The organism is Cytobacillus solani (assembly GCF_006704205.1).
Taxonomy (GTDB): Bacteria; Bacillota; Bacilli; order Bacillales; family Cytobacillaceae; genus Cytobacillus; species Cytobacillus solani.
Map to the genome: position 1 here is coordinate 3,056,159 of NZ_CP041305.1, position 12,326 is coordinate 3,068,484.

The 12,326-nt window shown below is 38.1% G+C and carries 9 protein-coding genes and 1 other annotated feature; of the genes, 5 read left to right on the forward strand and 4 right to left on the reverse strand.

Annotated elements, in window-relative coordinates; genetic code table 11:
• Positions 1–65 precede the first annotated feature (65 nt).
• Positions 66–2,987, reverse strand: a complete 2,922-nt coding sequence (locus FI644_RS15360) for a transglycosylase domain-containing protein (RefSeq protein ID WP_142108592.1) — start codon at positions 2,985–2,987, stop codon at positions 66–68.
• 207 nt (positions 2,988–3,194) lie between these two features.
• Positions 3,195–3,421 (forward strand) — a binding site (T-box leader).
• A gap of 71 nt (positions 3,422–3,492) precedes the next feature.
• Here FI644_RS15360 and tyrS point away from each other — a divergent pair.
• Positions 3,493–4,749 carry a tyrosine--tRNA ligase gene (gene tyrS, locus FI644_RS15365; RefSeq protein WP_053477325.1) on the forward strand — a complete coding sequence of 419 codons (1,257 nt, stop codon included), beginning with the start codon at positions 3,493–3,495 and terminating at the stop codon, positions 4,747–4,749.
• An 81-nt stretch (positions 4,750–4,830) separates the two neighbouring features.
• Here tyrS and rpsD read toward each other — a convergent pair whose 3' ends face one another.
• Positions 4,831–5,433, reverse strand: coding sequence for a 30S ribosomal protein S4 (gene rpsD / locus FI644_RS15370; RefSeq protein WP_056686020.1), 603 nt, complete (start codon positions 5,431–5,433; stop codon positions 4,831–4,833).
• 347 nt (positions 5,434–5,780) lie between these two features.
• Here rpsD and FI644_RS15375 point away from each other — a divergent pair, with 347 nt between their 5' ends.
• The 3 genes from FI644_RS15375 to megL all read left to right on the forward strand — a co-directional run bounded on the left by FI644_RS15375 (position 5,781) and on the right by megL (position 9,939).
• Positions 5,781–6,374: a hypothetical protein gene (locus FI644_RS15375; protein ID WP_053477323.1), complete on the forward strand. Its 594-nt coding sequence runs from the start codon at positions 5,781–5,783 to the stop codon at positions 6,372–6,374.
• A 115-nt stretch (positions 6,375–6,489) separates the two neighbouring features.
• Positions 6,490–8,346 (forward strand): sensor domain-containing diguanylate cyclase, encoded by a 1,857-nt coding sequence (locus tag FI644_RS15380; protein WP_142108593.1) that lies wholly within the window; start codon positions 6,490–6,492, stop codon positions 8,344–8,346.
• 405 nt (positions 8,347–8,751) lie between these two features.
• Positions 8,752–9,939 (forward strand): methionine gamma-lyase, encoded by a 1,188-nt coding sequence (megL, locus tag FI644_RS15385; RefSeq protein WP_142108594.1) that lies wholly within the window; start codon positions 8,752–8,754, stop codon positions 9,937–9,939.
• A gap of 142 nt (positions 9,940–10,081) precedes the next feature.
• Here megL and msrC read toward each other — a convergent pair whose 3' ends face one another.
• Positions 10,082–10,561, reverse strand: coding sequence for a free L-methionine (R)-S-oxide reductase MsrC (gene msrC / locus FI644_RS15390; protein WP_053477320.1), 480 nt, complete (start codon positions 10,559–10,561; stop codon positions 10,082–10,084).
• Positions 10,562–10,768: 207 nt separating this feature from the next.
• Here msrC and refZ point away from each other — a divergent pair, with 207 nt between their 5' ends.
• Entirely contained in the window at positions 10,769–11,401 is a 633-nt protein-coding gene (refZ, locus tag FI644_RS15395; protein WP_053477319.1) for a forespore capture DNA-binding protein RefZ, read from the forward strand.
• Positions 11,402–11,419: 18 nt separating this feature from the next.
• Here refZ and hisJ read toward each other — a convergent pair whose 3' ends face one another.
• The gene (gene hisJ, locus FI644_RS15400) at positions 11,420–12,226 is read right to left on the reverse strand and encodes a histidinol-phosphatase HisJ (protein ID WP_142108595.1); all 807 of its coding nucleotides are present in this window, start codon (positions 12,224–12,226) and stop codon (positions 11,420–11,422) included.
• Between the last annotated feature and the right edge of the window lie 100 nt (positions 12,227–12,326).

Genomic DNA, 12,326 nt, shown 5'->3' on the forward strand with positions numbered 1-12,326 from the left:
AATAAATATAAAAAGAACCGCGACCAAAATGGTCCGGTTCTTTTTCATTTATTCCTCTTAAAAGATTATTCGTTTTTCGGAGGAGGAGGCTCTGTGCCTTCCTCATGATCTCCATTTTCATCACCATCACCAGGCGCCGTGCCGGAACCATCAGGATTTTTATTCTCGCCTTCACCAGAGGGATCCTTTGGTTTTTCCTCTACTGGAGGTGTAGTTACCTCTTGTTCTTTTTCTGGCGGCTTTCCAAGCTGAATGATATTGGATGGAGGAGATTCTTTGCCTGCAATATCAACTGCAGTTATATAATATTCGCCATTCGCTGCACTAAATGATAACGAATGCCCAGCGGAAATACTGCTTACTTTCTTTGCTCCGCCTTCTGTCTTTTGGTAGACACGGTATCCGATTACATCTCCTTCAGGGTGTTTGCTCCATGTAATAAGGGAATCTTTTCCGCTGATACTTGGTGCACCAGGATTTTTACCATTTTCCGATAGCTTTGACTCTGCAACAAGAAGATTTCCCCATCTGTCTAATCTAGGTATTAATTTTGTCGTATCCTTTATTGGGATTCCATATTTATCCTCAAAGTATTTTGGACTTAATAAAACGCCAGAGGATGTAAACTCTTCAGGAGTACTCGCCAATGCCATATAGCGATTTTCCCCTATTTGAACATATCTTCCATCCGCAAAGCTGTCATCAGAGCCGGAAGGGACAAATTTTGCGTTATACCAATCTGATTCAACGAGACCGGCTTTTGAACAAGCATCTGTTGGAAGAAGACCAGATGCTGCACAATAGGATCTGTGGACGATTCCTCCAGGCATTTGGAATTGTTTTTCAGGGTCCACTATACTTGGGGCTACATCATAAGCAGCATTCATTAAGTGTGCCCATAAATAAATAGTACGCGGACTATGGTGAATCCCTTTGTAACGAAGCTCTAATGCCTTTGGTGTATCATATCCAGTCCAGACACCGAAGCTAACGTTTGGATTGACAGCTACAAACCAAGTATCCTTTAAATCCTGGCCTGTTCCAGTTTTTCCAGCCCAATCTGAGCTGAACTTTAACCGGCTTTTTAACGAATTAGCTGTCCCGCTTTTCACAACATCTCTCATCATATCAATGGTTAACCAAGCGGTTTGTGGGCTAAATACTTCAACTGGTTTTGCCTCATGCTGATAAAGAATATTTCCGGAATTATCAACGATTTTTTCAATGATATAACTATCAATAAATTTTCCGCCATTGGCAAATGTACCGAAAGCATTGACGTTTTCTTCAACAGTGACACCGTTTGTTATCCCTCCAAGAGCGAGAGAAGGATTTTGATAGTCGCTTTCTATAACGGATGTGAAACCCATTTTCTCTAGATATTGTGCTGGACGTTGATTCATAATTGTTTTGTACGTCAGCATGGCTGGTACATTATAAGACATCTTTAATGCATGGCGGGCTGACACTAATCCGCTGTAACGCTTATCATAGTTGGTCGGATAAGGAACACCCGGCTTAGCAGGATTAAGGTACACAGGGACATCAGGTATGACTGTCCCTGGTGCAACAGCACCAAGCTCCAGAGCGGGAGCATAAACAACTAATGGTTTCATTGTCGAACCGTTCGGTCTTAATGTATCAGTAGCATGGTTTAGCTGCTTTGTTTCATAATCTCTTCCTCCAACAAAAGAAAGGATCTTTCCGGTACTGTTTTCAATCAGAACCGCACCAAGTTGAACAGGTTCAATTACTTCTTTCGTTTCTCCGGTTTCTGGATCTTTGACCATTTCTACTTTATCACTGCCATAGTATTGATAGCTATCTTTAGCCGCTTGCATGGCATCATATATTTCCTTGTTTATCGTCGTATGAATTTGATAGCCATTCTGCCTTAAATTTCGGTCAGCGAGAATTTTGTACTCATTTTTAAGCTCACTATCCTCGTTTAAATCCACTTCATCATAGCCATCTTTTTCCGCTAAAATAAGAGACATTACTTCTACTGCACGTTTTTCGATTTCCATTGTTAAATATGGATATTTTTCAACTGAACTTTCAACACGTGGGATGAAATCCTTCGTAATATCATAGGCAACTGCCTCATTATATTGTTTCTGATCTATTCTTCCATCATCAAACATTCTTTGCAGAACGGTTTTCATCCTTGTTAATCCAGGCTCCATCCCTTCTGGGGACTTTAGTTCTCCCCCTTGTGTATAAGGGGTATAACCGAATGGACTTTGCGGAAGACCTGCAATAAACGCCGCTTGTGGAAGGTTTAATTCCTTTGCATTCACGCCAAATAACCCTTTTGATGCTGACTGGACACCAGCAATGTTTCTGCCAGAGGAGTTTCTTCCGAATGTTGAAACATTTAAGTAGGCTTCTAAAATTTCTTTCTTATCAAAGAATTTTTCAAGACGAAGAGCAAGCAGGATTTCCTTCGCTTTCCGTTCAAAAGATACTTCATTTGTTAACAATTGATTCTTAATTAATTGCTGTGTGAGCGTACTTCCTCCAGATTGGACAGAGGAATTTGTAACTTCTTGGAAAATGGCACGCATAATAGCTTTAGGCACGACGCCATCATGCTCATAAAAATATTCATCTTCCGTAGCGATGACAGCATCAATGATGTGCTGGGAAACATCTTCTAGTTTGACTTCTTCACGCTCTAAATCGGTCCGAAGCTTACCGAGATATACATTATCAGAAAAATATAATTCGGATGTTTCTTCATAGTTGTAAATATCCTTTTTCATGTTTTCATATGGCCGTATTTGCTCATCTTTCACGAGAGAGGCAAAATAGCCAGCACCAACGCCGCCAGCAAACGATCCCCCAAGAACGATTAAGATAATGAATAACAAGACAAGATTCCATGTTACTTGTAAGGTAATGCTGGCACCCTTCGTCGTTTTTTTATTTGTAAAAATAGAAAGCCATGATTTCAATTTATCCAAAAGGTTCCGGTTTTCTTTCATTCAATCATCCCCCTAAAATCACATACATTATAGCATAAACTGGCATACTATTATCTCAAGGTTCGCTTTTTTTCAGAAATTCCCTTCTTTTCTTTGTCGAAAGAAATGAGTGTTAAGTTTCAATATTTAAGTATATTTCATTGTTACTCATGTTGACATTTGATTGGTGTATATGATAAAAATGATGCTATATCCTAAAAAAATATTTTATAAGCATTGACGGGATTCTAAGTAGTGCTTCTATCTCTGTTTCAGAAAGCTGACGGCTGCTGCGAGTCAGTACATGTAGAAGGATGAATTACCTCCCTGAGCTTTCACTGTCAACTTGCATTCGCAATAGTAGCGGTGGACGGTAATCCGTTATCATGTAAGAGTGGAGGATTTATATGTCCTCAATTTGGGTGGTACCGCGCAAATAAATATGCGTCCCTGCATTTAAGCAGGGGCGCTTTTTTGTTTTTAGGAAAGATTCATGCATTAAAAAATATAAGTGGAGGTACTTTATATGAATTTACTTGAAGATTTGCAATGGAGAGGCATTGTCTACCAGCAAACAGATGCAGAGGGAATGAAGGAAACGCTTGAAAAGGAGAAAATATCCTTATACTGCGGAATGGATCCAACCGGTGACAGCATGCATATTGGACACCTGCTGCCATTCCTTACATTAAGAAGATTTCAAAACCATGGCCACCGCCCGATTGTTCTTGTTGGCGGTGCGACAGGATTAATTGGTGACCCAAAAGCAACAGAAGAAAGAACCTTGCAAACGATTGAAACTGTTCAGCATAATGTTCAATGTTTAACTGAACAACTTAAAACAATTTTTGATTTTGACGGTGAGAATGGTGCGATCATGGTAAATAACTATGATTGGACGTCAGAGATGAATATGATTACATTCCTAAGAGATTACGGGAAGCATATCGGAATCAATTATATGCTGGCAAAGGACACGATAGCGAGCCGGTTAGAAACGGGAATCTCGTTCACAGAATTTGCTTATACGATTATGCAAGGAATGGATTTCAAGCATTTATACGAGAATCATCAGTGTAAATTGCAAATTGGCGGCAGTGACCAATGGGGAAATATTACGACTGGTCTTGAGCTTATCCGCAAAATGGTTGGGGAAGGCTCAAAAGCATACGGCATGACAATCCCGCTTGTGACAAAAGCAGATGGAACGAAATTCGGCAAGACAGAAAGTGGAGCAGTTTGGTTAGATCCCGAGAAAACAACTCCTTATGAGTTCTACCAATTCTGGATTAATGCTGCAGATGCCGATGTGATTAAATATTTAAAATACTTCACATTCCTTTCTAAAGAAGAGATTGAAGCACTAGAACAATCTGTTCAAGAAGAGGCACATCTTCGCAAAGCACAAAAAGCGCTTGCTGAGGAAATGACTCGTATGATTCACGGGGAAGAAGCATTAAATCAGGCGATAAAAATCTCTGAGGCGCTTTTCAGTGGAGAGATTAGAAATCTTTCAGCCTCTGAAATTAAACAAGGATTTAAAGATGTTCCATCTTATGAGCATACAACAGGTGAAGAGATCAATATCGTTGAACTTCTTGTTGAGGCTAAAATTTCCCCGTCCAAACGCCAAGCGCGGGAAGATGTTGGAAATGGGGCTGTTTATGTGAATGGAGAACGTGTAACAGAACTTGAATATGTTCTTTCTGAAAAGGACCGGATTGAGGGGCAATTTACTGTCATTCGACGCGGGAAAAAGAAATATTTCTTAATTAAATACTAATTAGTAAAGCCTTCCTTTAGTGGAGGGCTTTATTTATGAAAAAAAGACCCGCCGATAACGGCAGGTCCATTAGAAAAACTATTAACGAGAATAGAATTCTACGATTAGTGATTCGTTAATTTCAGCAGGAAGTTCAGAACGCTCAGGTAAACGAGTGAAAGTTCCTTCTAATTTATCAGCATCGAAAGTTACGAAGTCAGGAACGAAGTTGTTTACTTCGATTGCTTCTTTAACGATGTCAAGATTGCGAGATTTTTCGCGAAGTGTAATTGTTTGACCAGGTGCTACGCGGTATGATGGGATATCAACACGACGTCCATCAACCATGATGTGTCCGTGGTTTACAATTTGACGAGCTTGGCGACGAGTACGAGCAAGACCTAAACGATAAACTACGTTATCAAGACGTGATTCTAAAAGAATCATGAAGTTTTCACCGTGCTTACCAGCCATTTTGCCAGCTTTATCAAATAAGTTACGGAATTGGCGCTCATTTACACCATACATATGACGAAGCTTTTGCTTCTCTTGTAATTGTAATCCGTACTCAGATAATTTTTTGCGTTGGTTTGGACCATGTTGTCCAGGAGCGTAAGGACGCTTTTCTAATTCTTTACCAGTACCGCTTAGTGAAATACCAAGACGACGTGATAATTTCCAGCTTGGGCCAGTATAACGAGCCATGAATGACTCCTCCTTTAATGTTTTTATTTTGTAAAATAAAAACAGATGCACGCAACTTTCATGTCCATTTTGTTTTCATGTACCTTCGCCCCAGCAGCAGGGGGTTACACAGTACCCCATCATCGCAATTTACGTGATAAATTCGATTGAGGAACAAAATGAGAGCATCAAGGCGCTCACATAGGCTGCAATATTTTACACAAAGAGTATTATATAATTATTTAGGATTAAAAGTCAAGGTGTATTTCCTCGTGTGAAAAAGTGAGTATCAAACTTTTTTACTATTCCCCACTTTAAATATGATATAATAACTATAGATGTGAACATATAATAAAGAGTGGTTTTATATGAAAGAATCGTTGAAAGAAAAACGTATCCGGTTTGTATTAATCGGTTTTTTTGTTTTTTTAGTTATTTGCGGGTTTTTATACCGCTTTGAAATGCGGGAAACTAGAGATAACGACTATTCTCCTTTAGCCCTTGTTTTAAAAAAAAGTGCTGATATGAATGACAATCCAAATATAGTTCTATATGAATATAAAAACAGCAAACATATATTAGCTGCCTATGAAATTGAAAGAATGAATAGGTATAAGTTTAATACGCTGCATGTAATTGAATTGGAAGAAGCCCCCGAACAAATTTCGCCTGACAGGACAGCTGAAGGAATATGGGTTAAAGCTAATAGGAAGTGGACGTATTATTCACAAAGTTTACATGAAGAAGATAGACCACCTGAGAATAGAATAACGGATTCTTCTTCTGGAACCCCTTACAGCTATGATGACAAGAAAGCAATTTTAACTATTAATAACAATCATTCTATCGTCTTGGAGAAAGGTGAGAAGCCAACAGGATTATTATCTTTATCCTATGATGGATCGGTATGGCTCGTCATTACAGAAAGAAATATAAAAATAGCTGCGATTGATACGAAATAGACAAAAATATGCGAGAAATTTCAGATAAATATATATATAATAGATTATGAAAGAATATGCAATTTTCGTTTCGTAGCAATAGGGAATAGTTATTACTAATAGGTGATGATTAAAGATGGAACAGCTTGAACAAAAATTGATAATGAAATTAAAAAGTCATTTTTTAGATATCATGGATATAGAAAATGGCTTATTACATTTTGATAAAATTTTAAAATCCATGCTTCATTTGATAAAAGATTTAACTGGAGCTACGGACGCTACTTTTTTCAGCGTGAATGAGTGGAACAAGCAATTACTAATGGAAGCATCAACCATTATAGATAAAAAGCCATCTGTCATTCCACCTTCCTTATCGGATTTAAATTGCCAAAGAACAGTCATAAGACAAGTGCTTCCTGGATTTGAAGAATATAATCTTATTCTGCTATTTAAAATGAATCAAGGCTGTGTTGCGCTAAAAGGAGATAATCAAACCTTCAGCCAATTTTCTGATGAAATCCTTGAAAAAATAAGTGGAGAATGTGCGCGATTTTTACATACTGCCCGATATTTCGTGAAAACAATTTTAGAAGAAAGAAGATATAAGCAGCTCTATCGAGTAACGGAGAAATTCCATTCCTCTATGAATATGGATGACGTATTGGGAGAAATCATCAATACATTACAGGAAGTGTACCCAACCTTTACTTATTATCTTCTCCTATCACATGATAATAATAAGCTTGAAGATTTGCCGATTAAGGATTTAGAATATGATAGTGAAAATATTGCTGCCATGCAGGCATATGTAACAGGTGTCCCTCAATTTGAAGATTCCCTTCAAGAAAAAAGGTCGGTGTTGTATGCACCTCTAAAAGGAAAGCAGGGAGTATACGGGGTGCTGCAGGTGATCGCTCCGAATACAATTGTCTTTCCAACTAATGAGGTTGAGTTCATCACCTTATTGGCAAATACAGCAGGGACAGCACTCGAAAATGCGCAGCTTTATCAGCAATCAAAGCGCTTAATTAAGGATCTTCAGCTAATTAATGAAACGTCCCATCGACTTAACTCGAATTTACGATTAACTGAAACGATGGCATTTATTACTGAACAGATTATTCAATCATTCAATGCAGAAGAAGTCGGATTTATTTTGTTTTCGAAGGATTATAAAGAATTAAAAGTATTACAAGGAAGTACCGGCTTTTTTCAGCATATAGATGCGATACCTTATATTGAATTTATAAAAGGCAAAGTAGAAGTTGATGAAGAAGCACTTTTTATAGGGGACTTTAATTTAGAAGACGAAAGTAAACCTGCATACTATAAGTCAATTATGGCGGTCCCTATGACTCAGTCAGGCGTCCTTAAGGGCATCGCACTAGTTATGCATCATTCACCATACCATTTCTCTTTTGAAACGTTTAAACTGCTGCAATCACTTGTACACCATTCTACACTTGCAGTTACTAACTCAATACTAAGAGAAGAGCTTGAGAAAATGGTTGTCACAGACCACTTAACAAAACTATATTCTCGAAGCTATCTGGATGACAAAATTCACCAATCCATGAATGAAGACCATGAGGGAACTTTCATGATGATTGATATTGACAATTTTAAATTGATAAATGATACGTTTGGCCATCAAGTTGGTGACGATGTAATCATTCAGGTTGCTAACCTCATTAATGCAAACATAAGAGGTTCAGATATTGGTGCAAGATGGGGCGGCGAAGAGCTGGCAATTTACTTGCCAGGTGTATCTTTAACAGCTGGCCTAGTAATAGCAGAAAGGCTTGTAAAAAGAGTATCTGAAAGCACAGAGCCACAAGTGACGATTTCATGTGGTGTTTCACATTGGAATAGAGGACGTCATGATTCATACCCAACATTATTTAAGCGCGCTGATAAAGCGCTTTATATAGCAAAGCAGTCTGGCAAAAATAAGGTCATTGTTCAAGAACATGAAGATCGTAGTAAATAAGACTGGGCCAATCGCTCTGAAAGTGATTGGTCCTTATTTTTTGTAATAGAAATTATATAATCGGATGATGTGTTCATGATAACGAGTAGATCTGCGTTCAGCTCTACAAGGAATGCTTCGACAATGATTACATGCACGAGTAATAAGCGGTTGCTTATAGGAGTAGCGTCTACCCTCAACGTAAAGGACGTACTAGTGTCACAATGCAATTTTGATCAATTCTTCCAAAAAGGTAAAGGACAACCTTTCCGAGAGGCTCATCGTGTGCTTGTCGGGTATGATCAAGGCGCTTACACACTTGTTCTTACAAATTACTTTCCAAATAGTTGGAATTATCATATGATAATAACGTAAATATTTTTTTGTGAATAATTGAAAGCGTTTACAAAGAGGGGGATATGAATAATGACAGAAACCAATCCAACAAAAATTGAAACAAAAGTTATTCATGAAGGATATAATTCGGAAAAATATAGTGGCAGTTTGGCACCGCCCTTATTTCAAACATCAACCTTTACATTCGAAACAGCTGAGCAAGGAGAAAGACGCTTTGCTGGAGAAGAAGAAGGCTATATATACTCAAGACTTGGCAATCCAACAGTGACCATGCTTGAGGAAAGAATGGCTGCTCTAGAAAATGGAGAAGCAGCTCTAGCGTTTAGTTCGGGGATGGCAGGTGTGTCAGCCATCCTGCTTGGATTAACGAAAACAGGTGATCATATTTTATGCTCACAAGGAGTATATGGCTGCACCTTTGGATTATTAGAGATGATGAATGAAAAATATAATATTAGCCACGATTTTTCGGCTATGGAATCAAGAGAGCAATTATTACAAGCAATTCGTCCAGAAACAGTTTGTATTTATGTGGAAACACCTATTAACCCTACAATGAAACTAGTAGATTTACAAATGATTGCGGAAGTTGGAAGAGATAAAGGAATCCCGGTTGTGGTGGATAATACCTTCTGTTCCCCATACTTGCAAAACCCAATCACGCTTGGATGTGATGTCGTTATCCATAGTGCGACGAAATATATATGCGGCCATGGCGATGTGATCGCAGGCATAGCCGTTGGAAAAAAAGAGTTCATTGGGAGAATAGCGCTCACAACACAGAAGGATATCGGAGGTGTCATTTCTCCATTTGATGCCTGGCTTTTGCTTCGTGGGTTAAAAACGCTGGCGGTAAGAATGGATCGTCATTGTGAGAATGCTGAAAAGCTAGCTGGTTTTCTAATAAGCCATCCGAAAGTAGCCAAGGTATTTTATCCTGGGGATGAACAAAATCCAGATTTTCCGATTGCACAAAAGCAAATGAGGAAGCCTGGTGGATTAATTTCCTTTACGCTAAACGGAAATAAGACAACAGCACAAGCACTTATGAATGAACTTAATCTCATTAAAATTGCCGTCAGCCTTGGAGATGCAGAAACATTAATTCAGCACCCAGCAACGATGACACATGCAGTAGTACCGAAAGAATCCAGAGAGAGAATGGGAATTGATGATACACTCCTCAGATTATCCGTAGGTCTGGAGTCTTGGGAGGATATACGAAGCGATCTAGAGGAAGCATTAAACAAAATTTAACGAAAAGAGGGGGCAGTGATTAAAAATCATTGCCTCTTATGGCTAATCAGAATGTATATCCATACATTCTGAACGTATAAAAAAACTAAGACATTTGCCGAAAGGCCTGGCGAATGTCTTAGTTTTTACTAGAGAAATGAATCTATAGAAACTTTATTAAAACATCAACAAACTCTTCTAATTTCTGCTGGTCAAGCTCGTCGAAACGGTTTTTTTCAGGTGAATCAATATCTAAAACGCCGATCAGCTGGCCATTTTTCATAAGCGGAACAACAATCTCTGATTGCGATGAAGCATCACAGGCGATGTGCCCAGGGAACAGATTTACATCCTCCACACGTATAGTTTCTGCTAATTTAGCAGAAGTTCCGCAAACTCCTCTTCCGAGAGGAATCCTAACACAAGCAGGAAGTCCTTGAAAGGGACCTAGTACAAGTTCCTTGTCCTCGAGCAGATAAAATCCCACCCAGTTGATCCGATCTAGAAAAAGATTTAAAAGGGCTGATGCATTACTTAAATTGGCTATTCGGTTCGACTCGCCTTCCATTAATGCAGCTAGCTGTTTTATGACTAAAGTGTAATTTTCCTCACGAGTCCCTTTATAGGCTTCGACATTAAACATATAAAAATCACCTAACTTTCTAAAATATTATTTAGATTATAGCAAAACTAGAAGAAATAGGTGAAACTTTGTCGAGAATTATATAAAGGAAAAGGCTAATTTAACAAGAATGTCTATATAATAACGAATATTGTTGAACTATTTTGCGATAAAAATGGCGACTTAAGATTATCAAGGCCCCGGATAAAATGTGAAAGTGGTGGTTGTATGAAAGGGAATGCCAAAGAAGCAATTGTTCGTGCATCAATTAATTTGTTTAATGTGAATGGGTTTCATGGAACATCTATTAGGGATATTGCGAAAAAAGCCAAGGTAAATCCAGCTAATATTGCCTACTATTTTGATAGTAAGCATGGTTTGCTAGAGCATTGTTTTACAATCTTTTTTGAGAGATACGTGAAGGAGATAGAAAACGGATATGGATTCCTTGAACAAGGAGCAGCCCTTTCTTTAAAAAAAATAGTGGAGAACATCATGATATATCAGTTTGAAAATATTCATTTAACGAGATTAATTTTGCGGGAAATATCATTGGATACGCAAATTGTACGTGAGATTATGTCTACTTATTTAATGAAGGAAAGATTTTATATTAATAAAGTAATTGAGCGAGGAATGAAAGCAAAGGAGTTTCGCCATTCAATGCCTGATTACATTACTTTACAGCTTAAAGGTCTTTTGAACATGCCGTTTTTAAATACACATTATATGAATGAAGTGCTTCATGTTCGTCCGAATGAGCGGTATTTTGCTGAGAAGTATTTAATAGAGGTTTATAAATGGATTGATGGTGTACTATGTCAAAGCGAATACGACAGAGCCTATTTAGCAGTGAATTAAATGTGGAAAAGGAATCCGCTATTGGTTCCCCTTCCACAATGGCATCATACTAAGGCCTTGTCCCAGTTCCTTCATTTGATGTGCATCAGAACCGTAAACGAGGGGGATTTTCAGGTTTATCGCTTCTTCAGCTACCCAGTCAGGGGGATATGCCTCTTTACAGAGGGGCTTGGAAAATCCAGCTCCGTTATAGTCAATTTCATAGCCTTTAATCTTGATAGCCTTTAATATTTCCATTATTTCATTTGTAAAAGCCTTTTTTACAGGATACTTTTTTTGGAATTTTTTCACTAATGTCATATGTCCAATACGCTTTGGTTTATATGGACCTAAATTACAATTAATAGATTGGAGCAAGGTTTTGAAATAAGCGCGATATACGTTCTCAGTAGCTCCGTATACTTCAACCATTTGGCCGAAAGCTTCCGGTGAATAATCAAGGCAAGCATACTGGCTTCCAAATTTTAAAAAATGAACAGAGAGGATCGCATCATCTAAATATTTGCCGTATTGATCAAGCAGTTGTGTAGTCTCCTGTTCAAAGCCTTCGATAAAATCAACCTCCAGCCCCGTATTAATTTTTATTTTTCCACTGTAAAGAGACTTAACCTTGTTAATCTTGTCAAAATAGCTTTCCAATTGTTCAATGTCCATTGAACTGTCTTGTTCAGGGGTAGGATCAATAAATCCTGGTGGCAATGGGGCGTGCTCAGTAAAAGAAATTTCTTGAAAACCTAATGAAAGAGCCTTTTCGACATATGCTTCTAATGTATCCTTCGTGCCATGTGGACAAAATGGGGTATGGATATGGCCATCTTTTATCATATATCTTTCCACCTGCCTTAAATAAGTTGATAAAAACGAAGTGAAATATTTGAAAATTTGTACAATAAAAAGATAAAATGTTTAAGTGAATATGCTTTTT